Annotated in this window: 17 protein-coding genes and 2 pseudogenes; 10 read left to right on the top strand and 9 right to left on the bottom strand. The window is 43.1% G+C overall.

What is annotated here, in order from left to right:
• Position 1: 1 nt before the first annotated feature.
• The 3 genes and pseudogenes from CD05_RS21225 to CD05_RS0115845 all read right to left on the bottom strand — a co-directional run bounded on the left by CD05_RS21225 (position 2) and on the right by CD05_RS0115845 (position 2,788).
• Positions 2-796, bottom strand: a pseudogene (locus tag CD05_RS21225) (SDR family oxidoreductase).
• A 75-nt stretch (positions 797-871) separates the two neighbouring features.
• Entirely contained in the window at positions 872-1,933 is a 1,062-nt protein-coding gene (locus CD05_RS19115; RefSeq protein ID WP_242841281.1) for an aldo/keto reductase, read from the bottom strand.
• Positions 1,934-1,942: 9 nt separating this feature from the next.
• A complete protein-coding gene (locus tag CD05_RS0115845) occupies positions 1,943-2,788 on the bottom strand; it encodes an aldo/keto reductase (RefSeq protein WP_028511303.1) in 846 nt (281 codons plus the stop codon).
• Positions 2,789-2,900: 112 nt separating this feature from the next.
• Between CD05_RS0115845 and CD05_RS21220 the strand changes: the two are divergent.
• The 6 genes and pseudogenes from CD05_RS21220 to CD05_RS0115815 form a co-directional block, all read left to right on the top strand.
• A pseudogene (locus CD05_RS21220) lies at positions 2,901-3,074 on the top strand (LysR family transcriptional regulator); the annotation flags it as partial.
• 21 nt (positions 3,075-3,095) lie between these two features.
• Entirely contained in the window at positions 3,096-3,785 is a 690-nt protein-coding gene (locus CD05_RS0115840) for a LysR substrate-binding domain-containing protein (RefSeq protein ID WP_242841280.1), read from the top strand.
• Between the two features lie 108 nt (positions 3,786-3,893).
• Entirely contained in the window at positions 3,894-4,184 is a 291-nt protein-coding gene (locus CD05_RS0115835) for a hypothetical protein (RefSeq protein ID WP_028511301.1), read from the top strand.
• 50 nt (positions 4,185-4,234) lie between these two features.
• Positions 4,235-4,561 (top strand): hypothetical protein, encoded by a 327-nt coding sequence (locus CD05_RS20145; protein WP_028511300.1) that lies wholly within the window; start codon positions 4,235-4,237, stop codon positions 4,559-4,561.
• 3 nt (positions 4,562-4,564) lie between these two features.
• Entirely contained in the window at positions 4,565-5,320 is a 756-nt protein-coding gene (locus CD05_RS20140; protein WP_051589077.1) for a tyrosine-type recombinase/integrase, read from the top strand.
• Positions 5,321-6,433: 1,113 nt separating this feature from the next.
• Positions 6,434-9,046 (top strand): GGDEF domain-containing protein, encoded by a 2,613-nt coding sequence (locus CD05_RS0115815; RefSeq protein WP_028511299.1) that lies wholly within the window; start codon positions 6,434-6,436, stop codon positions 9,044-9,046.
• Positions 9,047-9,169: 123 nt separating this feature from the next.
• Here the strand turns inward: CD05_RS0115815 and CD05_RS0115810 are convergent, their stop codons facing one another.
• The 4 genes from CD05_RS0115810 to CD05_RS0115795 all read right to left on the bottom strand — a co-directional run bounded on the left by CD05_RS0115810 (position 9,170) and on the right by CD05_RS0115795 (position 14,102).
• The gene (locus CD05_RS0115810) at positions 9,170-10,033 is read right to left on the bottom strand and encodes a carbohydrate ABC transporter permease (protein ID WP_028511298.1); all 864 of its coding nucleotides are present in this window, start codon (positions 10,031-10,033) and stop codon (positions 9,170-9,172) included.
• Positions 10,030-11,022 carry a sugar ABC transporter permease gene (locus tag CD05_RS19100; protein WP_051589076.1) on the bottom strand — a complete coding sequence of 331 codons (993 nt, stop codon included), beginning with the start codon at positions 11,020-11,022 and terminating at the stop codon, positions 10,030-10,032. The genes CD05_RS0115810 and CD05_RS19100 overlap by 4 nt, the downstream gene beginning before the upstream one ends.
• A gap of 153 nt (positions 11,023-11,175) precedes the next feature.
• The gene (locus CD05_RS0115800) at positions 11,176-12,492 is read right to left on the bottom strand and encodes an ABC transporter substrate-binding protein (RefSeq protein WP_028511297.1); all 1,317 of its coding nucleotides are present in this window, start codon (positions 12,490-12,492) and stop codon (positions 11,176-11,178) included.
• A gap of 605 nt (positions 12,493-13,097) precedes the next feature.
• Entirely contained in the window at positions 13,098-14,102 is a 1,005-nt protein-coding gene (locus tag CD05_RS0115795; protein ID WP_028511296.1) for a LacI family DNA-binding transcriptional regulator, read from the bottom strand.
• 347 nt (positions 14,103-14,449) lie between these two features.
• On the opposite strand from CD05_RS0115795, the gene CD05_RS0115790 reads away from it, so the two are divergent.
• Together CD05_RS0115790 and CD05_RS20740 are read left to right on the top strand one after the other, a co-directional pair.
• Positions 14,450-15,907, top strand: coding sequence for a cellulase family glycosylhydrolase (locus CD05_RS0115790; RefSeq protein WP_028511295.1), 1,458 nt, complete (start codon positions 14,450-14,452; stop codon positions 15,905-15,907).
• Positions 15,908-16,322: 415 nt separating this feature from the next.
• On the top strand, positions 16,323-16,508 hold the full coding sequence (locus CD05_RS20740) for a hypothetical protein (protein WP_156947527.1): 186 nt from the start codon (positions 16,323-16,325) through the stop codon (positions 16,506-16,508).
• 185 nt (positions 16,509-16,693) lie between these two features.
• Here the strand turns inward: CD05_RS20740 and CD05_RS19090 are convergent, their stop codons facing one another.
• Positions 16,694-17,647 carry a DUF6551 family protein gene (locus CD05_RS19090; RefSeq protein ID WP_051589075.1) on the bottom strand — a complete coding sequence of 318 codons (954 nt, stop codon included), beginning with the start codon at positions 17,645-17,647 and terminating at the stop codon, positions 16,694-16,696.
• Between the two features lie 466 nt (positions 17,648-18,113).
• Here CD05_RS19090 and CD05_RS0115775 point away from each other — a divergent pair, with 466 nt between their 5' ends.
• Positions 18,114-20,642 carry a hypothetical protein gene (locus tag CD05_RS0115775; RefSeq protein ID WP_028511294.1) on the top strand — a complete coding sequence of 843 codons (2,529 nt, stop codon included), beginning with the start codon at positions 18,114-18,116 and terminating at the stop codon, positions 20,640-20,642.
• A 163-nt stretch (positions 20,643-20,805) separates the two neighbouring features.
• A complete protein-coding gene (locus CD05_RS0115770) occupies positions 20,806-21,852 on the top strand; it encodes a Fic family protein (protein WP_028511293.1) in 1,047 nt (348 codons plus the stop codon).
• Between the two features lie 368 nt (positions 21,853-22,220).
• Here the strand turns inward: CD05_RS0115770 and CD05_RS0115765 are convergent, their stop codons facing one another.
• The gene (locus tag CD05_RS0115765) at positions 22,221-22,862 is read right to left on the bottom strand and encodes a hypothetical protein (protein ID WP_028511292.1); all 642 of its coding nucleotides are present in this window, start codon (positions 22,860-22,862) and stop codon (positions 22,221-22,223) included.
• Between the last annotated feature and the right edge of the window lie 367 nt (positions 22,863-23,229).

Raw genomic sequence — 23,229 nt, 5'->3', positions numbered from 1 at the left:
TTTACCTACCTAACTGAAACTTCTTGTTTTTCAGCGCCGCTATCGTTCCGCCGTCCACAAGCAGGTCTGTGCCCGTCACATAGCTTGCGGCATCACTTAATAGAAACGCACCTGCCGCACCGATCTCATCGGGAGAGCCCACACGGTGCATCGGTGTTGCGTCGATCATTCGCTGATAGCCTGCGCCGTTTGCATTGAACTCGTCATAGGCAAGGGGCGTGACAATAACTCCCGGGCTTATGGTGTTTATTCTCGCACTACGCTCGCCCCATTCATGAGCGGCGGCATACTGCACCTGCAAGTGGTTCGCTTTTTTGGAAACGATATATGCTGTTCCCGAATTGGTAATGCGTTCGGGCGACAGACAGGGCAGGTATTTGAGCTTATCCGCAGGAGTGGTCATGATTTGTTATTCCTCATCGGCGGTGAGAGGCGGGAACATATACCCCGTCTGACTGGAGATAAGCAGCCCTGCGCCGCCTTTTGCGATGACCTTTCCGAAAGCATCGAGTGCGTACTTTGAGCCGATCAGATCAAGGTCGATGATCTTCTCAGGACTTGCTTGATTGGGCGAATGTCCTGCGGTGTGAATGAAGTATTTCACCTCGCCAAGCCGGGCGGATTTTGCGGCAAAGGCCTCGATGCTCTCTTTACTGTTGGCATCGACCACCATAGTTTCCACCGCATAGCCGTAACCCTGATACTCACGCTTTACCTCATCAAGGCGCTTCTCGCTGATGTCACCGAAGAGCAGTGTCATTCCTGCACAAACACGGCGCAGGATAGCCGTTCCCATGCTGCCTGCACCAAGCAGTACAGCGACCCTTTTGTTTTCGTTTCTGTCAAATACCATAGCCATAAAGATTCCTCCTTAATAGTCCGCAAAGCGTTCATTTTTATCAATTGCCGTAAGCTGTGCCATTTCGTCAGCACTTAGCTCAAAGTCAAATATCTCGCAGTTTTCCTGAATGTGGTCGGGGTTGCTGCTGCCGGGTATCGCAATATTCCCAGCCTGCAAGTGCCAGCGCAGAATGATCTGTGCAGAGGTCTTGCCGTGAGCCGCTGCGATAGCCGAGATAGTCGGATCATCGAAAAGCGTCTGCGTGTTGCTGCGTCCGCCAAGCGGAAACCAGGATTCAAGCACCGTTCCGTACTGTGCGATATGCGACTGCATTTCCTTGCTCTGGTGGTAGGGGTGGGTTTCATTTTGTAATAGTGCCGGCTTGATCGTCGTGGCATTTACAAGCCTGTCAAAGTCCTCCGGCTTATAGTAATTGGAAAGCCCGATACTTCGCAGCTTACCCTCGCCGACCGCCTTTTCCATAGCCTGATAAGCCTGCACATCGTTCTCGGGCTGGGAGTGGTGAAGTATCATCAGGTCAATGTAATCAAGCCCCAGCCTGTCGAGGGAAGCCTGCACCGCAGCTTCACCGTCATCATAGTCATCGGTCCACATCTTCGTGGTGACGAATATCTCATCACGGGTGACGATGCCATCATCTATGGCTCGCTGAATACCACGTCCGACCGCCTCCTCATTGCCGTAAATACAGGCTGTGTCGATAAGCCGATAACCGTCAGAAAGCGCCCAGTAGACTGAGTTCTCCGCCTCCTCGTCCGAGAGAGAAAAGCAGCCGATCCCCAGTATCGGCATTTCATAGCCGCTGTTGAGAGTGACGGTTTTCGTGTCGAAATCAAATTCGGGATAGCCCGAATTGTCCGTTTCATTCGGTTGATTTTCCTGCTGTGATACTGTTGCTTCGTCAGTTTCTTCTGAATTGACTTCAACCTCTGTTTTGGCTGATGTTACAGCAGTTGTGGAAACTTCTGCGGTCGTATTATCAGTTGTTGAAACAGAACTGCTGTCGGTTGCACCGCAGGAAGCGAGTGCTGCACATATCATAATGGGCATAATGCACTTTAATATTTTCATACTCTCACCTCAGTGAATTTTATACATTCCAAGCGTCACCGCATTCGACAAATTATCGGGGTCATGGGTTCCCTTGCCCTTGTCGAGCCCACGGATCGCAGTCATATCCTCGTCACTAAGTTCAAAATCAAAAATGCTGATGTTGTCACGGATATGTTCAATAGAAGTCGCTTTCGGCAGTGCGATGATGCCCTCCTGATAATGCCAGCGAAGAATGATCTGTGCGACTGATTTGCCGTACTTTTCTGCAAGCCCCACAAGCACCTTGTCGGTCAGCAGCTTGCGGTTTGCGTGGCCGAGCGGATACCATGCCTCCATGCGGATATTGTACTTTGCAAGATACTCGCGCAGCTCTTTCTGCTGGAAATACGGATTGCACTCCATTTGGTTGACAACGGGCAGTATCTCCATTTTCGGCAGCAGCTTGTCAAGGAATTTGACCGTGTGGTTGCTCACTCCGATCGAACGTATCTTGCCTGCCCTGACCGCTTCTTCAAGAGCCTTCCACGCACCTGCCGTGTCGCCGTAGGGCTGGTGGAGCAGATACAAGTCCATGTAATCAAGCCCCAGCTTTGAAATCGAGGTGTCGGTCGCCTTTTTCGCCGCCTCATAGCCGTAGTCCTGAAGCCACAGCTTTGAGGTCACATAGATCTCCTCACGGGGAATACCCGACTTTTTCACAGCCTTGCCCACATCGCTCTCGTTCTGATATGCCGCCGCCGTGTCGATCAGGCGGTAGCCCTCTTTGAGAGCAGTCGTGACAGCTTCCTCAGTCGGACCGTTGTTTGGTACCATGAATACGCCGAAGCCTGTTGCGGGAATTGTTGTGTTATCGTTCAGGTTGAAATTTGTCATACAGATCACCTCATAAAAGTTTTTCTTTACATTTTCATTATATCATGCTATAATGAAATAGTCCAATAGAATAATCCTATAACCGATAGAAAAATTAAATTGAGGTGATACCATTACCACAAAGCAGCTTACCTATGCCGCCGAGCTTGCACGGACGCAGAATTTCAACCGTGCGGCTGAAAACCTCTTTATCTCCCAGCCCACACTGACCTATCAGATCAAGCTGTTAGAGGAGGAGATCGGCTTTGAGATATTCGCACGTTCGGGCAAGGGCGCAGCGCTCACGCCCGCAGGAGAGCAGTTTATCGTGACAATAAGAAGTGTGCTGACTGAGCTGAACAAGGCGATAGAAAACGGGCAGAATTTCAGCTCAAAGTACAAGGGCAACATCAACATCTGTATGCCAGTGCGGTCTGCACTTTATTATCTGCCGCAGATAATTATGGAGTTTGCAAAGGTCTACCCCGATATTTCCGTCACGCCTTACTTTATTTATTCGGGCTACTTAGAGCGATTTTTTGCAGGCGAAATGGACGTGACGTTCTCCCTCGAACACAATATGAAACGAATCCATGACGTAAAAAAACACCACCTTTTCGACAGCGGCATTTACCTTATCTGCAAGAAAAATGATATGCTCTCACGCAAGCGGCTGATCCGTGAAAGCGACCTCTCGGGGCGGAATTTAATGGTTGGCAATACCTCACCGCCCGAGCTGAAAGCCGTACAGCAGCGCCTTATCGCAGGCGGCAATATCAGCTATTTCAACAGCCCCGACCACAACACCACTTTGACAAATGTGGCGTCCGAGCGTGGCATCTGCCTGTCACCGGGATTCCTCAATGACCACACCGGCGAGTTTGTGTGGATACCCTTTGACTGTCAGGAGAAAATGCCCTGCGCCCTTTATACCCACAAGTCGGAGAGCCGGAAATTCGTACATGACTTTGTAAAGCTCGTTCAACAGACCTACGAGAACAGCGACCTTAAAGTATAGCGATTAAATATTTCTATCGGTTATTTAATATTTCAATTAGACTTACACCGCTTTGTGTGCTACAATTATTGTAGAAACACAAGGCGGATTTTTAACGAGGTGATAAAAATGACAAGACAAGCAAGCATAATGTGGCTCATTATTCTCGGTGTTATAGCTGCAGCACTCATCACGGGAGTTGTATATATGGTGATCGCTGTTGGGCGCTTTGGAGGTATCAAGGCGCTTGCAGGAGACAGGAAATGGCTGAAAAATGTATTGTCACTTGCGTGCATCGCATTAGTTTTTCTGAGGCAACACCGCACGAAGATTGTGCGCAAATTGCGCAGTCAGCTTTTTCGTCAGATTGCACAGATTTTCCGAAGGAATACTACCGTATTTCAAGGGAAAAATGTGTAATATGACGGAAAAGATGCAAGTAAGTTGCGTACAAAGCCTTCAGGCGGTCTTTGTGCGGTGTTGCCCTGATAGTATCACTTGCGATGTCGCCCGTAAATGCGGCAGTTGTTTTTCTTCACGAGGTCTTGTTCTTTCTTGCCTTTGGCGGGATAATGCGAATAGTCAGGCATTTCACGGGCAGGGAGACAGCAGTCTACTGGCAGGGGTGGCTCGCGATAGGGACATCGGTCATCTACCTTGCGGTCGGATATTATCTTCTTCACCACGTCTGGCAGACTGATTACAGCCTTGAAACCGAAAAGCCCGTCAGCCTGAAAATAGCAATGTTTGCCGACAGCCACATGAGCACCACCTTTGACGGCGAGGGCTTTGCGTAGCATATGAAAACTATCGAGGAACAGCGCCCCGACATTGTGCTTATCCCCGGAGATTTCGTTGATGACTGGTCAAAGAAGGTAGATATGCTGAGAGCCTGCGAAGCACTCGGCAAAATGAATGTAAAATACGGCGTGTGGTATTCCTACGGAAATCATGACGAGGGCTTTATGAACAGCCGTGATTTTACAGCCGCAGAGCTTGAACAAGCTTTGCATGACAACGGAATTCACATTCTCTCAGACGAATATGAGCTTGTAGACAACAGCTTCTATGTGGTCGGCAGGAAGGACAGCTCTCTCGGCGAGCGCAAAGGCACCTACACCGACACTACAAAAACGAAAAAGTCGCAGCGCTCACTTAAATTTCCCGACCATGTAATGGACTTGCTGAAAAGCTACAAGTCAGAGCAGGACGCTTTCAGGGCGCTTATTGGCAGCAAGTGGACGGACACCGACAGACTTTTTGTGCAGGAGAACGGCTTACCGATGTATCACACCACGCCGTACATTTGGTTCAAGAGGTTTTGCGAGAGTCACGATTTCAAATTCTGCGACATACACTCCCTGCGACACTTCTACGCCAGCTCCCTCATCAACGAGGGCGTTGACCCTGCGGCTGTGTCGAGTGCGTTAGGACATAGTGTTATCGGAACAACGACTTCTATTTACTGCCATACCTTTCAGCAGGCGCAGGCGAGGGCTGGTGATGCTATCGCAAATGTGCTTGACTTTAAAAAGAAAAAGCCCGATGCAAGCTGAATAAACTTACATCAGGTCACACAATGGACAGCCAAGTTACAATAATGGACAGTTAATGGACAGGCTATGTTTTTGGGCATGAAAAAAGCTCGTAAACGCCGTGTTTACGAGCTTTTGGGTGGTGCGGCAAATGGAACTTGAATCGCACAAATGTTCTTTTACAACTTTTTACCAATCCCGCTAAAGCCCTATTTTACGACATTTCAAAGCAAGCTAAGCAAAACGGCTTAATGCGGCTTTTAGTATCTTTTTGGGGTAATAAGGCCCAAATAAGTCCCAAAGTTATGGGCGTGTTCCGTTAAAAAATGAGCCGATTTCTTGTGAGGTCGGCTCATTTTTAATCAAAGCTCTTTGCTATACTAAACAGCGTAATCCCGTCTATTTCTTCGCTCTTTAGTTCATAGATCTCGTTGATTATTAGATGTAAGGTACTTATAAACAGATGATTCTGTACTACCCTATACTTATTGATAGTGATGTTTCGTAAGTTATTCTTCCATAGAAATCATGAAGGATTACTTATCTTAGTTTCCTATAATTTTACACTACTCATCTACAATAGTAGAAATTATAAGGGATTATTTATCTTATGGTTTTCATGATTATTATACTATATTTTGAGGGAGGTGTCAATATTAAAATCATATAATCGAGTAGGAGGCGGCAATGAGCCGCCGACCTCTCACATCACCGTGCGTACCGCTCGGTACACGGCAGTTCAACCAACTTAACAAGTAACACACCTTTCGGTGTAGTAGTCTGACATAGAGATTAGCCCAAAATCGGCTAATCTCTTGTTGTTTATTGCCTTATGTAGCAATCTGCTTTCTTCTTGAAGATGCAATGCACTGCATTGGAATAATAGATATACATGAAATATATACCTAAATTATATTGAAAAAACTATAAAAATGTGGTATAATAATTTAGAAACATACAGCTAAAACAAGCGCTGACTTTGTTAAAAAGAATACTGAAAAAAGGATCTTTGTGTTATGATGATCAACGATGAAAGCTATATACTGACCAACTTTGAATATGCACTCGAAAGTAAAAACATAAAACCGTTTTTTAACTGCTTTTATGATCATAGCAACAAAACGGAGAACTATCATGAATAGAATAAGACCTCATATCGGGCTGCTTGCAGCTACACTTACAGATGCATTCTCAAACGAGTTCGTGAAGGGCGCAGTTTCTGCGGCAAAGCGTCTTGAAACAGACCTTACCGTTATACCCGGAAAATATCTCGGTATACAGCATATCAATGACGGTTTTGAAGCATATTATGAATACCAGTACAATGTTCTGTTTAATTACGCCGCCAAAGCCCGTTTTGATTATATCATAGCACCCGTCGGTACTATTGCATATGCGTATGACAATGAGCAAAAAAAGAGATTTCTCGACAGCTTTTCCGATACACCGGTTTTATGCGTTGCATCTGATGTCGAGGGATATGACTGTCTTGAATTTGACAATGGCTCAGGTATTATTTCTGCGGTAGACTATCTTGCGCAGCATAACCGAAAGCATATCGGCATAATGGCAGGCAGGTCTGAAAACAGCGAATGCACTGAAAGGTACATCGCTTACAGAAAAGGACTTGAAAAGAACGGTCTTGTTTTCAAGGAAAGCTATCTTATGTATTGCGATATGTCATACGATTGTATAAACGAAGCAAAAAAACTGCTTGAGGACAATCCCGAGATAGATGCGGTGATATGTATAAATGACATAATCGCATCTGTCGTATATAATGCTGTCAAGGAGTGCAGCAAAACTGTCGGAAGGGATATTGCCATAATAGGCTTTGACGACCTTCCGTTTGCAAAAGACCTGAACCCTCCGCTTGCAACAGTACGGGCTGATGCTTTTTTGCTTGGCAGCGTGGCTGTTGAAAAGGCATATAATTATCTCAACGGCATAGAAGACAAGCGTCACCTTGTCGAAACAAGATTTATACCAAGAGAATCCTGCTTTGAGGATAAACGCTTTATCAAGACCCCGAAAATGCTCTTTATGGGTGGTACTGACTCAATAAAGAATAATCTGAAGGAATACATATCGGACAGAACAGGCTCTTATGAAGAAACAATGACCATATACGAGCCGCTGTCTGAGCTGATAGATTTTCTTGAAAAGGAGTTTTTTGATAGCACGGCATCTGATGATTCTGTTAACATCGCTTACGAAAAGATAATGAGTGTCTTCCCCAAAGACAGCACCTTCGGCGAGGTAACTTCCAAGCTTTATGCACTTAGGGAAAGCCTGTATACCTGGCTTCTGAGAAATTGTATGGAGGAAAACCTGCCGTATATACAAAAGCTGTTGAGCACCATTGAAAACACCTTTAACCAATCGTCTAAATCAATGCCGATAAGATATATCGAACGCACGCATCTTGAAAACCTGTTTATACGTGATTCGCTGATGTTCGGCGGCAATCTGAAGGGTAGCTATGCGGATATCCTAAAAAGGCTCTGCAACATCGGCTCTGTGACAAGTTATCTTTATATCCTCGAAAAGCCCGTTGAACACTATAATGGCTCTGAATTCCCCGATGATGTTAAATGGCTTTTCAAATCATTCTGCTATGGAGCCAAGTGCTTTAATATACCCGAGAGTGAACAGAAAATAAGCACCTGCAAGGTATTTGATAATCCAAAGCTCGTATCAGACCGCACAAGGATACTGATAGCAGCCGACCTTTTTTCTGCTCAGACACAGTACGGGTTAGCACTGTTTGAGCCGGAGAGCGCTGAGTTTATTGATGAGCTTGAGCTTGCGACATATCAGCTCAGCTCGGCGGTGAGAACTCTTGATATTCTCAAAAACCTGAACAACCTCCTCACCGACACAAGGCTCGCTCTTGCTATGGCTAATGACTATCAGTATATATACTGCATAGATACAAAAGACGGCAGCTACATCGAATATCGGCGTGAAAGGACCGACAAGGATTTTGCGTTAAAGAACAGGGGCACAAACTTTTTCAATGACTGCCAAAAAGCCTGCGGCAGAATAATATACGAAGAAGACCGTGCGCTTTTTCGTGATATGTTCAGCAAGGAGTCGTTCATTAAACGGATCAATAACGGTGAGCTTTTCGGCTTTGATTACAGATACGAAAAGGGCGATGTTTTTAAATACTACCGTCTGAAAACCATAGTAGGCACAGATGAAAACGAAGGCACGGTGTTTATAGGCGTTACGGATATAGACGCTCAGAAGCGCCGTGAGATCGAAATGAAAGCAGCGCTCTTCAAAGACTCACTTACGGGTGTAAAGAACAAATCTGCATATAGCAATACAGAAAAGAAAATGAATGCTCTTATTAAAGAAAATATATGTGAGGATTTTTCTGTATTTGTATTTGACCTAAATGATCTGAAAAAGATAAACGATAATTTCGGGCATGACGAAGGTGATAAATATATACGCTCAGGCTCATCGCTGATATGCAAAACATTCAAACATTCACCCGTTTTCAGGATAGGCGGAGATGAATTTGCCTGCATTGTGAAAGACAGCAACTACGAAAACAGAGTACAGCTCAAAAAACAAATAAGAGAGCAAGTTGAATACAATAAGCAGCACGGCTTTGTAGTTATTGCCGTCGGCAGTGCAGATTATATACCCAATAAAGACAACTGCCTGCTCGATGTATTCAAAAGAGCAGATAAAGAAATGTACGAAGATAAAAAACGGCTGAAAAACAGTTGATACAGCAACAGCTCTGTCCCCCCTCCCGGGTATAGAGCTGTTTTTTATGTGTTGTTATACACAAAAAACGCCCCGAAGGACGTTTTTTGAAGGAGAATGGTGATATATCAAAAAGATGATGGCTTATTCCTTTACAGCGCCCGAAACAAGACCGCTGTAAATGTATTTTTGCAGGAAAAGGAAGATCGTAAGTGTGGGGAGGATACATATGATAATTCCTGCAAAGACTATCTCCCACTTTATTGATGTGCTGCTTATGTATTTATACAAAACTGTTGATACCACGAGCAGATCTTCGTCCTGCATATAAAGCTGTGGGGTATAGAAATCATTATATATGCTTACAAACTTTATGATAAGTACAGTTGCTATCGCAGGCTTTAAGTTGGGAAGAATTATCGAAAAATATATTCTCGGGTAGGAAGCCCCGTCCATTATACCGCTCTCATCAAGAGAAACAGGTATCTGACTTAAAAACTGCATGAAAATGTATATCGAGATAATATCTGTTCCGACGTAGAGTATTATGGGTGCTGCCATTGTGTTATAAAGCCCGAGCTTTGAAACTATCTGGAATACAGTTACCTGCATAGAAATGTTAGGCAGCAGCGTTGCTAAAAGGAATGCGCCCTTTATAGCCCTTGTGAAATATCCGTCAAAGCGCTGGATAACAAAAGCCGTCATAGTTCCCGTAAGGATCGTTCCGAAGCAGGAGATGACTATTATAAGAGCTGTATTTCTAAGTCCCAGAAGTACCTTGCCCTCAAAAAATGCTGTTTTGAAATTATCGAACTTAAAGCTTACAGGCAGTTCAAACACACCTGTGTTTGCAAACTCCTTGCTGTCTTTAAATGCACCTAATATGATAACGAGCAAGGGAAGCAGCACCATTACGCAGCCTGCAATGAGAACAAGATATTTCAGCAGGCTTATTATGACAATACCGGGGTATATCACTTTTTTTCTTGTATGACCTTTGCTGTTCATGCCTTACCCCTCTTTTCAAGTCTTTTTTTTGCACGTCTTACCCGCTTTGTGTCAGAATCATCTTTTTCATCTTTGAAAACAAACTGCTGGATAAGCGTAACTATTATTATGATGATAAGCAATACCACGGCCATTGCCGAGGCAAGACCTACCTGTTTTTTCTTAAAGGCTGTTTCGATAGTTTTGACAACGAAGGTAGATGAGCCGTAGTTTCCTCCGGTGATAATGTAAGGTATCTCAAATACTGATATAGCACCCTTGACAGCAAGTATGAGCTGCAGCGATATTATAGGCTTTATGCTCGGGAAAACTATATAGCGGAACCTCTGCCAGGGGTTTGCCCCGTCAAGATCGGATGCCTCGTAAAGATCGGGGCTTATCGACTGTATAGCGCCTATATACATTATAATGTCAAAGCCTATATACCTCCATACCGAAACAAACACAAGACAGCAATTGACTAAGAAAGGCTTTGCAGGGTCCATCCAGCGCACAGGCTCGGCACCAAATGACATAAGCACGCTGTTGAGCGTTCCCTCGCCTGTAAGAGGAGGGTTGCCCTTTGTGAAAAAGCGCAGAAATATAATAGAGACCGCCACGCCGTTCATCAGATACGGGAAGAACAACACACCCTTGAACAAGCCCTTTGCATAGAGCTTTGAGCATAGGATAGATGCCAGCAGCAGCGCAAGTGCCTGCTGAATAAATGAACCGCACAGATAATAAAGGCTGTTCTTGAAGGTTATAAAATAATCGGGGTTTGTGAAGATCGTTTTGTAATTGTCGATACCGACAAATTCGGGATCAACGCCGAACTGGTCACGCTTCTGGAAGCTGTATATTATCATATTGAACGCAGGAACAAAGGTAAATAACAGCAAAAGTGCTAACGGTATCACAAGAAAGAGTATCGACACATACAGCTTTTGCCCTTCATAGGTCTTGAGCCATTCGGAAAAGCTGCCTTTCTTTTTGAGTTTCGTTTTCATTGTGGTTCTCCTTTTGCACGGCATTTCCCCCGCATTTTTTTCCGAGCAATAATGCCACGAAAGTATGCGAGGGAAACGACTTTGATATATTGGCAGCAGCTTACGCACAATAGCCATGAGATGCTACCGGTAGGAAGATAACTTGTCAGTTGATTATTTCATTATAGAATCTCTTGCCTCTGCCCACTTTTGGTTTTCAGCATCTATAATGCTTTCAAATTCGCTGTCGCCCTTGCCGGCAAATGCAGCCTCGGCGAGCTTGATCTTGAAGTTGTCTGTATCGCCGTTCCATGCGCCGAAGTTAGCAGCCGTGTCTATCTCGTTGAACTTGCCTATAAGCTCATCGGGTGCAGCAGGCTCTTCAAAGAGCACACAGTCGGAAAAATCAGAAAGGTTATCGGGAAGCTTTGAATCAGCAGGTGTGGGGATCATGCCCTCGTTTGCAGCAAAACCTGATTCGCCTACAAACCACTCAACGTACTTCTTTGCAAGATCCTTGTTCTTTGAGTTCTTATTAACGCCTACGCAGTAGTCAGAAGCTGTCTGTGCATACTGCTTGCCGTCGGGAGCTGTGATCGGAACAGGCATATAGCCTATATCGTCAGGATTTTCAGCCTTTTCCTGGAACTGTGCAACAGCCCATGAGCCCATTACCATTGTACCTATCTTACCTTCGCCCATCCATACCTTAGAGCTTTCCCATTCGGTGGTCATGTGGTCTTCTTCGATAATGGAAGGTGTTGAGAAAACATCATACATAAGCTTATATACAGGATAGAAACCGCCGTCCTTGGCGAAAATGTCTGTTTTGTTTGTGAGCAGGTCGTTATAATAGTTGGGGTTGCCTGATGCGGAGAGTACAAGGCTCTGCCACTGTGTTATCGTCCAGCTTGCGTCCTTATACTGTGTATAGTAAGGGATGGCATCTGTCTTTTCATCAATGAGCTTTAAGTCTTCGATAAACTCATCGGGTGTCTTGGGCATTGAGGTGATTCCTGCATCAGCCCATATCTTCTTGTTGTAAAGAACGCCTGTTGCAGTACCGCCGTAGGCAAGGCCGTAAACATTCTTGTCGGAATCCATTTTCTTGTCAGCCCAGCGGTATTTGTCCTTAAGGTCATCATACTTGCCTATCGGCTCAAAGAAGTTTGCGAGGTCCTTTATCTCTACTTCATCGGGGATCATAAGCACATCACCGTAATCCTCTGTACCCATTCTTGTAGCAACGTTTCCCGAATAGTCCTGATAGCCTACATACTTGACCTCACAGTTGTTTGCTTCTTCAAAAGCGTCTGTCAGCTTATCAAGGCTTCCGTCATCAACTCGGTCTGTTCTGTTTGTGAGCACCTCAAGCACAGGTTTGTCACCGCTTGCCGAGCTGTCTTTGTCGCCACAGCCGCTTAGCACGGTCATTGTCGATAATGCCATTGCGGCAGCAAGTGCCGCCGATGCGATTCGTTTGATCTTCATAGATATACCTCCGTTAATAGTCAGAATAAATTTACCCGGTTTGCATGGCTAATCTTTAACCACAGATAAAGTATATCATCAGCTTAAAATAAAGTCAACACTTTAGCTAAAGTTAATCGAGTTTTCGAGCTAATTTTGTTAGGATATATAAAATTAATGTTTGCAGATTGTTAACACTGCACAATTAAGTATAAATTGATAACAAAAAGACCGAGGCAGGAGCTTGGTATACTCCTGCCTCGGTCTTGTGGGTTGATTAATTGTGGAAATTTATTATGTATTCTTGGCGTCGTATATATTATACCTCAAAAACATAATAATGTCAAGATAAATTTACCTGTAACTTTAGCCTAACTTTAATCATTTTCAACCTGTAATATTGGTTAATTTATCTTGCAGAGCTTTTTGCTATGCCGCAAGAGCATTCTCCAATTCATAGAAACGTCTTTTGTAATGTTTTGGTGCGGAAAATAAAAAAATGTGCCATAACCCGGTTACAGCACATTTTGTTTTTATTCGTTTTTTCAATACTGATGACGACCACATTGTTATATGAACACCTCTAAAAACAAGAAAGGTTTTGTAACAACGAAATCGGATCATATTTATTGTTCGGCACAGCTTGCGACAGATGCTTTTTCGATCAGGCTTCCGCCTATTTTTATTGACTGTGTGTCCCGAAGCGGATCCTCTATTCGGCTTATCAGCAGCTTGACCGCCTTGTCAGCCATTCTGCGTGAATCAATGTTCATTGTAGTTATCGATGGATTGCAGACCTCTGATATAAGATAATTATCATAACCTACGACAGATATATCTTCCGGTACTTTGAGCCCGATCTCCTCAAGCTGTTTGATAGCATGAAAAGCGGTCTCATCGCAGTTGCAGACGAATGCAGTAGGCAGTTTTTCAGGGAAGGCTATCCTGATGAACTCTCTGTTGTTGCGGTCATCAAGCGTCCATTCATCCTTTACCTTCAGGTCGTTGTCTATCATTGCCTTCATATATCCCATATAACGATCAAAAATACTGGAAGTAGCCTTGACAGTTCCTATGAAGCCTATCTTCTTATGACCTTTCCCGATCAGATACGAGGTAAGCTCATATCCTCCCCCATAGCCGTCAGAAGTGACGCAGTCAAAGTCAAGCCCATGAATATAGTAGTCAAGAAGTATCATTTTGGGCATTTTTCTTTTGAGTGCAACTATATATTCACGGCTGAGCTGACCGAGCGATACTAAAGCCGAAACAGTTCCGTCCGTTATCATCTTCGGCATTATAAGCTCATTCTCGTTATCCTCCGTGAGTATTTCGATAAGGCAGAAGTATCCGCTCTGAGAAAACAGCTTAACGAGGTCGTTGTACAGTGCCCAGTAGAAGGAGCCGTTTGGATTCATGAATTTTTCAGGTATCAGTACACCAACAATATTTTCATTATTTGAATTTTCCTGCGTTTTTGGAGCAACGTACCCCAGTTCATCAGCAGTTTGTTTGATTTTCAGCTTAAGCTCGCTGCTTACTCCTTTTTTGTCTGCAAGAGCCTTAGAAACTGTAACTGTGCTTGTTTCACATAGCTTTGCAATATCAGAAAGTGTTACTGCTTTACTCATATTCCCCTCCACTATTAAGCTAATATGAGTTAATTTTAGCACAATTTAGCTTATTTGTCAAGGGAAAACACCAAATAGCAAAATCCTTACATAAGGCATTATTTCAATAGGTTATAATTATTAAGACAACACTATGTTGCGCTTTGTGCGACTTTGCCGTATATTTTCAATAGCTCGGACGTTCTTTAGCAAATATGCATAGTTTTGCTGGAGCTTTGTTGTTTAGGTATACAAAATCAATTTGGGAATACGTTTACATTTTAATTTGGTGTTGACTAATTTTAACTTGATTGATATACTAAAAAACAAGCATTAGGCTTATTATTATTTTTTAAGGAGTGGTCAAAATGATTAGTGTAAGATCGGACAAGACAGCTTTGATGCGCAAAATAACGATATTGATGACTATTATCGTTCTGATGCTGACAGGCTACAGCATTCCCGCAGATGCCGCATCCGACGGCTTTTATGTGAGTGGGACTCAGATCATGGATGCAAATGGAAAAGCCTTTGTAATGCGAGGAGTTAATATTCCTCATGCGTGGTTCTCTTCCTACACGGAAACGGCAATAAAGGCGGCTGCAAATCTTAATGCAAACACAGTAAGAATAGTTTGTGCGGACGGGCAAAAATGGTCCAAAACATCCAACAGCGACCTTCAGAAGATCGTTTCAGCCTGCAAGAACAACAAGTTGGTCTGCATTCTTGAAGTACACGATGCAACAGGAAGCGACAGCACAAGCGATCTTGATGCAGCAGTCAATTACTGGATCGAGAACAAAAACGTGCTCCAAGGCAATGAGAAATATGTTATCCTGAATATCGCCAACGAATGGTACGGCTCCTGGGATGGCTATTCATGGGCAGAGGGCAATAAGTCTGCGATCAAAAAGATAAGAAACGCCGGGATCTCAAATATGATAATGATCGACTGTGCAGGTTGGGGACAGTATCCTGACTCTATAAAGTACTACGGCAAGTCTGTTTTCAATGCTGACAGCAAGAAAAACACGGTATTCTCTATCCATATGTATGAATACGCAGGCGGCAATGCAAATACAGTTAAAAACAACATCGACAATGCTCTGAATATCGGCGTTCCCGTAGTCATCGGCGAATTTGGCGGTCAGCACACTAACGGGGATGTTGATGAATATACAATAATGAGCTACTGTCAGCAGAAGGGTGTTGGCTATCTTGGCTGGTCGTGGAAAGGTAATGGCTCGGATATGAATTATCTTGACATAGCAAACGATTGGGCAGGAAACTCTCTCACATCATGGGGCAGCACCCTCTTTAACGACTCCAACGGTATAAAGAATACATCAAAGATATGCTCGGTGTTTACCGGAAGCTCATCATCTTCATCGAGTAGTTCTTCGTCTTCCGGCAGCAGCTCTTCATCGGCTTCTTCAAACAGTGGAGATCCTTATATTTCTCTGTTCTGGGGACAGGCTACAGCAAGCCCTTGGGGACAGCCCGTTTCTGTTATAACAAGCAAAAACGGCGGTTCATTTAATGCTTCCAATATTAAAAAGAATGGCTATTTCTATGTGGAATATTCCAACAATAATGCAAAGCAGATAGAGCTTATACTGCAAAGCTGGAGCGGCGGAACAGGCTGGGCTAAGGTCTCAGCTTATGAATACGGAACAGCTAATGGTCACAGCTATGCAAAGTTTTCCTATAACGACTGTGTAAACGCTTTTGGAAGCAGCAGCTTTTCCTCATATCTTGATCAGATACATGTAGGCTGCAAGAAAAATACCACCACCGTATATTCTGTTTGCTATTGCTATAAATAGTATCAGCGATCAGTTTTGTAAGGTATATGCTCTTGCAATATATCTCCTTTATTATCTACCATTGCATTCAAAACTGCTTGATATAGCAAACAATCATAATCACTCTCACATACAATAATCTTTTCATGAAATAAACCATTTAGAATATTAGAATATCTTAACAAAGGATTTGTCCATAATTCTTTGATTTTATCATTTGGAAGAATGCTGATTTTGTTTATTTTTTCTTTACGATTCATTCTAATTACAGTTTGCTTTCAGGCTTTCGGCATCTGCGGAGTATTTCTCCTGCGCCTCGTCAATGGCATCAAGCAAGCGGAATATCTCCTCAACCCGCTCAACTATCCGCTTTTGCTCAGCGAGGGGCGGGAGGGGCAAAATAAATTCTTGTATTTTTTTATTGCTAACTTAGGCTGTGCAAGGAGTTGAGAGGTTTGCTGTTGTCAGTCATTTTCTGAATGAGACCTATCACGATCTGCGTGTGCGTAGCTGCGATAAAAAATCCGCTTATGAGATAGCTAAGAAATGGACCATGCCGCTGCGGAACTGGGGCAAAGTTCTGGGCGAGCTGGAGATCATGTACCCCGACAGGATCGGCTGATATCCAAAGAACCTTGACAAATTACAGTATCTATTGTATACTGTAAAAAAATCGGAGCGGCTAATTCAAGCCGCTCCCATATATCGTTTTTTATCACAGTTTTTGAATTTACAGAGTTTTTTTCGCAGAGCCGTTTTGAAATTAAAGCCGAAATTGAATAATCATATCCAGGAAGGCTCCTACTATCAACCTTCCTGGGTTTTATCATAATAATTAGAATGCAAGGGATCGGTATTGTTAATCTCTGTTTCCGATTGATTATTCCTCTCATCCGGAGAACTAAAGAAATCCTCTTCTTCTGGAAATTCCTCTGGCACAATTCTTTTTCGCCCTTTGTTGCTATGAAGTCTTAAGTAATCTAGAGGATATTTCATTTTTTTGTTATACATAGCGAGCATAGTTTCGGCATAACCGAGAGAACCATTGGCTCGTTCTCTTGCTGATCTGGTGATTTCCCGAATAGAATACATACCAAGTTTCTCCTTGAAATTCTCATCGATCAGCTCAGTATCATATGTGAAAACAAGACGAGCAACACCAGTCAGTATGCTGGAGGAAAAGGAGTTCACATCTCCCTCCCAAGTACCAATAATAAGGCGCAGGACTCTGTGAAGATTCTGAAGCCCATATTTATCGTAGATCGATTCCAAAGTGGCAATAGCACAAATGGTTCCAACTTGTTTGTTGTGGGCTATTCTAAGATTATATGATTCTACCAGCTCACGAATTATGAGCTGTTTGTCGTTGCCTGCCTCAATATTTGCCATGAATATTTCATATGGGCTGAGTGGCTTGGTATATTTCATCTGATTGGCAAATATATCAGCCTCATGCTCGTATATTAGACCATCATATACCATGCACCAGACAGGCGTGTCCCGTGAGCCGGATACGCTCGCAACTATCTCAATCGTGTGCTGACCATTAAATACATAATTGATTCCGTCACGGCGGCTGACTTTGACAGGATTTATCTGATACAGATCAAAATGTTCTGCGGCTTGCTTAACGTGTTTAGTTGACAGATTTCGCTGATATTCCTGATTGGATACAAGATTTTTGATAGGGATAAGTTCAAAATTCACCTGTGGAATAAAAGCTGAAAAATCATCAATTACCTCTCTGCTCTCTGTTTCCATAATTATTATTTTACCTCCAAATCTTTTATAAAATTATCAGATGTTTCTTTTAAATCATTAAGAGCCCGGAACAACTGCACCCTTGCTCTTGGGGAAATAATCTTTATGTCAGTATTATCCTTGGCTTTAGATATCGTCTTAATCCAGGAAGGAATTGTCAGTGCAAGACTCATGGCATAAGAATCAGGGTCAAACTGCGGCATCTTTTTTATATTGTCTACGGTGTTTTTGTTTCATCCCTATCGGTGTTTTTTGGGGGGTCAATTACATTATAACATATTTCTGTTTATATTTAAAGACATTTCCGATATTTTTTCACTCCGCTATGCATTTGAGCCGCTTTTTTGGGCAATTGTTAGACGTGAAGCTTTTTTAAAAGTGTTTTAATATATATGCACCCATTTACAGCTTTCGGGGGTATTACTATCGGAAACCCCAAAAAACACATTATCAGGAGGAATAAACCATGACAGTAAATGAAAGAATGCAGCAGCTCCGTGAGCAGATAGCAAACACACCGAACAAGGCCGATAAGAAGGCGCCTTTTATTGAGCTATTAGCGTACTATAATTACGCACGCTCAAATAATGGCTATGAAAATGATATCACTGACGTTAAAGATCTTGAAAGCAAATGGAAAAATGACATAACTCAATACGGCATATTTGATAAGCTATATGATAACCTGACTGACGAGCAGATCATAGATCATTCTAACGATCCTTTAAATTTCACATATGACATTTCCAGAGGACAGAACAAATATATAGAAGATCTTATAAAAGCCGAAGAAGATAAGTTCTTTGAAACACATGAAAGAATCAGCAAAAATGAATTTCTATATAGAGCAGCTAAAAATGGCTGGGCATTAAGAAATGACACAGATATAACAGGAGGCCTGTACTCTGTTGCTACAAAATCCAATGATAAAAAGTATGCTGCACTGTATGAAAAGTTCCTTACTACAGATGCAAGGGATCCTGCTGTGCGCAAACAGATGCTCACCGAGCTGAAGGACGCACGTTCCACGCTCGTTGTGAAGCCGCATTTCTCTGTGCCATTTTATATAGGAATAAAATCGCTTGATAAAAAGCTCAAAAATGATCCGACTCGTGAGGATATAGACGCTGCCTCCAAGAAATATGTCAAGAAATATGAAGAAGAACAAAGAGCAGAGGAGGAATATCGCCGTAAGAAGGCTAAGAAAAATGCTGAAAAGAAGGCTTTGGAGGAGCGTGAGGCTAAAGAACAGGCAGAGCTTGGCGAAACACTTGAAAAGAACGGCTGGGCAAATGCTAAAGAAGTTGCCGAAAAGTTCTACACAATACTTGCAAAGCCTATGAACAGAAAAGAAACGGAAAAAAATGACGGCATAAATGAATTCTTTGAAAAGCTAAAAAGCACCAAGCTTGAAAAAGGCACTGAATATAAGCAGATGAACGCACTTATTGAAGAAGGTATCGGTATATCTGACAATAACACAAGTAAAATATACAAGCAAAGTGAGTACAATAGAGCGAAGGCATATCTTAACGACGAAGTACGCAGTAAAGCCAAAGAAAAAAAGGAATTTGAAGCACGACTTAAAGAAAACGGCTGGAAAAGCAAAGAGATATCTATGCTGTATGATGTAACGCATTTAGGAAGTTTTTATATAAAAGATAATAAGCCGCTTAATGCGTTTTATGACAAGCTTTGGGATACAAAAATTGACAAGAAATTCCCGATCACGCATAAGAATAATATCCTGAAAGAACTGGAAGATACATATAATAGCGTAAAGAATAATAAGAACCGTATCGATATCACAAGGTTTAAAGATGTTAAGGGTGAAAAGGCGGAGCAGGAGGCATACTACGGCTTTAACAAGATCGATCCTAAGGAGATAAAGGGCAGCAGGTCTAAAGAGGCTGATATCAGAGGCGGTGTGCCTACCTTTGATAAGCTTGTAAAAAATGATGATGCTCAAAGGGAACAGCAGCGCCTTGAGCAGGAACAAAATCGCCTTGAGCAGGAACAAAATCGCATTTGGCAGGAGCGGTTTGAGGCACAGCGAGAGCCGATGAGAATAGAGCTTGCAAAGCAGAAGGCACTTGAGGTAAAGACCAGCGTAAAGAATAAGCTTGACAATTATTTAAGAGAGATGGCTACAGCACCTGCTTTCTATCAGAAAGGACATCAGGACTCGGCTCAGATCAGGACACTCAAAGCAAAGACTGCCGAGCTTATCGGAACAGTAAACAATTCGCAGGGTAACCTTAAAGAGAATGAGCAGTTCAGGAACCAGCTTTTTGAGGCGTATAAGGCAGCAACAGAGTACAAGAGAGTCAAGAGGATAGAGGCAAAAAGAGACCCCGATGATGAAAGCTACGAGCCCGGCTCACCTATGGGGCAGGCAAGGTGGAGAGCTGCCGATATCATTATCGACTTAGCTAAGAAATATGCCCCAAAAGAAACAGCAGACTATGAAACGCAGCAGGAGCAAATCGCAGGGCAGAAAATAGTAAACTCCGAGGCAGATAAGGCGATAGAGAAGGAATACGCAGCTGTAAAGAAGGAGATAAAGGCGTTTGACAAAACGCTTAGCAAGAACCCGGGTGCGCTCACTAAGAAGGAGAGCGATAAGCTTACGTCCTTTGCAGCAAAGGTCATCGCTATGCAGCTTGTAAACAGAGTATATCAGGCGGATTCTGAAATGGGCGTTTACGAAGGGTTTAATAAGGATTCATTTGTATTCGATGTAACAAAGACCATGGGCGATATAAGAGAGCGTGCCGACTTTAAGCACCTTATGCAGACGGCCTCCCCACAGGAGATAATTACAGCTGCCTCAACAAACGGCGGCAAGCAGCTTTTAGACAAGCTCGCTACAGCTAAAAAAGCCGTTGCCGCAAATGAAGAGATAGCATTACAAAACGCAAATGCCAATGAAAAAGCGATTGATAATAATGCTATAAACAACCCGACCGGTCAGATAAAGCCTGCAAACAAATAAGCTATTATATAGCGCTGTACTCGTAATGAGTGCAGCGCTTCTGGGCATTATCCTTTTTTATTTAGGAATAAATTGATTTAGAACAAATACAATTATTCCTATACTCTTGACTTTCCCCTTAAAACCTGCTATAATTTAAGGGAAAGAGCAGGTGAATAAGGGCATGAGGACTTTCAATTATTCAGCGATCAAAGATCAAAAATGGGATTCGGAGATACTTGGTCTGGTTGCAGCAATTTACAAGTATGCCGGAAAGCAGGAGCTTTATCTGAAGCAAAAGCCGCATGAGCTGGAAAACCTTGTGGAGATCGCAAAAATACAAAGCACAGAAGCGTCCAACGCTATCGAGGGGATTGTTACTACCAATACTCGCATACGGCAGCTGGTCGAAGAGAAGACCGCACCCCGGAACCGTGATGAGCAGGAAATCGCAGGCTATCGTGATGTTCTGAACGTCATACACGAAAGCTTTGACACTATCCCGATAACAAAAAAATATATCCTACAGCTCCACAAGATGCTTTACAGCCATATGAACAATCCTCTTGCAGGGCAGACGAAGACAGTGCAGAATTATATCAGTGCGACCTATCCCGACGGTCATACGAAGACTGTTTTTACTCCGCTTGCGCCTTTTGAAACGCCCGACGCACTTGAAAAGATATGCGAGGAATATTCCCGTGTCATCGGCAATTTTGAGGTCGAGCCGCTTATCATCATTCCGATATTTATTCACGATTTTTTGTGCATACACCCATTTAATGACGGCAACGGCAGAATGAGCAGGCTGCTCACTACGCTGCTTTTGTACCGCAGCGGTTTCAATGTCGGGAAGTATATCTCCCTTGAAGCAAAGATCGCTAAAAACAAGGATCTGTATTACGATGCTCTTCGGCGTTCGCAGGACGGCTGGCATGAGGGCAGCGAAGATGTTGTTCCTTTTATCAAGTATCTGCTTGGAACGATCTTGGCGGCATACAAGGATTTTGAGGACAGGTTCTCCATTGTCGAGGAAAAGCTGCCTGCTGTTGAAATCGTCAGAAAAGCGACCCTGACTAAGATCGGAAAGTTCACGAAACGGGATATTATCGAGCTTTGCCCGTCTTTGAGCCTCAGCTCCGTTGAAGGCTCGCTGCGCAAGCTTGTTCAAGCCGGAGAAATCAAAAGAGAGGGCGTTGGCAAGGGAACGTTTTATTATCGGGTGAAATGATAACAAGTGACTTTCGTACTCCATTCAAATCGAACTGTTGCGTACTTTGCAACAATTGAGCAATTCCATTATTGATAACAAATCCGCCCCCTGCTGTCAAACTTGGCAGCAGGAGGCATAAACTTTGTTCACTTACTTGATGATAATTATTGCCATAGGACATCGGCAGTTCTGCCGCATGGGCTTTAACTGTCCGATAAAATGTACGCAAGTTCGGGTCGTTTTTAATGGCAAATCGGTGGTAAAGTCCTATTTGGAATGCCTTGAACCCCCGTAAATACGGCGTTTGAGAAGATTAACACAAATATTGCCGTGATACAGGAATACTTTTGGGGGAAATACCGCATTACCGCTGGCTGCTGCCTTTACTACGGCTTTATGGCCTTTAAATTATTTTCAATAATATGCTCTGCTTTATTCGCAGGGGCGTTATTATTTACAGGCTTTGATGCCTTGCGGATTTTTTCCATATTTCCCTTGATCTGCATAACACCGAGGCCTTCACGATCGGCAAGAATGTTGTTGATATATTCTGTGCTGAGCGTATCTGGGATCACAGCATTGAATTCGGGGCTCTTGCTAAGATCCTTTGCCTGTGCCTTGAACTGCTCCTGGTCAATGTTTTTCATATTCTTATGAAGCACATTTCCGTGATCGAGCTGAACCATTTTATCAAGCACGAGCTCCGCTATGTTATCCTTTGCCTGCAAAACATCCTCGGGGCTGAGCTTCTCTAATCCGCCCTTTGTTGAAAGCTCATTAAAGGCATTCATTGCAACGTCGGCAGATACCTTGTCAAGACCTTTAAGCTTTTCATCGTTGCTGCGGTTAAGATAAATAAGCTCGTTATCCTCCTTCATCTGATTGATCTCTTCTGTATACAGATGATTATGGTTGACAGCATTATTTGCGATATTTATCTTCTTTTGCTCTTGTGCCTTCTGCTCCAGAACGCTCTGCTTGTCCTGTTCAAGCTTTGAAATATAATCCTCGCCGTACTTTATAGGCAAGCTCGGTCTGGCTTGGGGCTTTGGCGTCGGAAATATATTGAGTGATTATTTGCATAATAGAATAGAAATCACAGCTGTTCATGGTACACCTCCCTTAGTTATCGTCATAAATAGTATATCACAAAAAGGAGATGATTGCAATGGATAAGTGTACGAACAATTGGACTTAAATCGTTTTGTAAAGGAGAGATTATTTGAATAGAAAGACAACAAAACATAAAACATCTAATGCAAATATCTCGCATTCGCATGATATGGAGATAGGTGGTATCACATATACAGTAGTATCGCATTTTAGCGAATAATCACATGAGACTGCTGAGGATAAAATAGCAAGACTTATAAAAAGAGATATCAAGGCTTCATA

It is taken from the genome of Ruminococcus sp. NK3A76 (genome assembly GCF_000686125.1).
In the GTDB taxonomy this organism is placed as follows: domain Bacteria; phylum Bacillota; class Clostridia; order Oscillospirales; family Ruminococcaceae; genus NK3A76.
The sequence above is the reverse complement of the archived record's forward strand: the minus strand, read 5'-3'. Positions and strand labels throughout refer to the sequence as shown.

Coding starts and splice junctions, on each gene's coding strand:
- CD05_RS19115 (WP_242841281.1), bottom strand. CDS start 1,933: ATGAAAATATTAAAGTGCATTATGCCCATTATGATATGTGCAGCACTC.
- CD05_RS0115845 (WP_028511303.1), bottom strand. CDS start 2,788: ATGACAAATTTCAACCTGAACGATAACACAACAATTCCCGCAACAGGC.
- CD05_RS0115835 (WP_028511301.1), top strand. CDS start 3,894: ATGACAAGACAAGCAAGCATAATGTGGCTCATTATTCTCGGTGTTATA.
- CD05_RS20140 (WP_051589077.1), top strand. CDS start 4,565: ATGAAAACTATCGAGGAACAGCGCCCCGACATTGTGCTTATCCCCGGA.
- CD05_RS0115815 (WP_028511299.1), top strand. CDS start 6,434: ATGAATAGAATAAGACCTCATATCGGGCTGCTTGCAGCTACACTTACA.
- CD05_RS0115810 (WP_028511298.1), bottom strand. CDS start 10,033: ATGAACAGCAAAGGTCATACAAGAAAAAAAGTGATATACCCCGGTATT.
- CD05_RS19100 (WP_051589076.1), bottom strand. CDS start 11,022: ATGAAAACGAAACTCAAAAAGAAAGGCAGCTTTTCCGAATGGCTCAAG.
- CD05_RS0115800 (WP_028511297.1), bottom strand. CDS start 12,492: ATGAAGATCAAACGAATCGCATCGGCGGCACTTGCTGCCGCAATGGCA.
- CD05_RS0115795 (WP_028511296.1), bottom strand. CDS start 14,102: ATGAGTAAAGCAGTAACACTTTCTGATATTGCAAAGCTATGTGAAACA.
- CD05_RS0115790 (WP_028511295.1), top strand. CDS start 14,450: ATGATTAGTGTAAGATCGGACAAGACAGCTTTGATGCGCAAAATAACG.
- CD05_RS19090 (WP_051589075.1), bottom strand. CDS start 17,647: ATGGAAACAGAGAGCAGAGAGGTAATTGATGATTTTTCAGCTTTTATT.
- CD05_RS0115775 (WP_028511294.1), top strand. CDS start 18,114: ATGACAGTAAATGAAAGAATGCAGCAGCTCCGTGAGCAGATAGCAAAC.
- CD05_RS0115770 (WP_028511293.1), top strand. CDS start 20,806: ATGAGGACTTTCAATTATTCAGCGATCAAAGATCAAAAATGGGATTCG.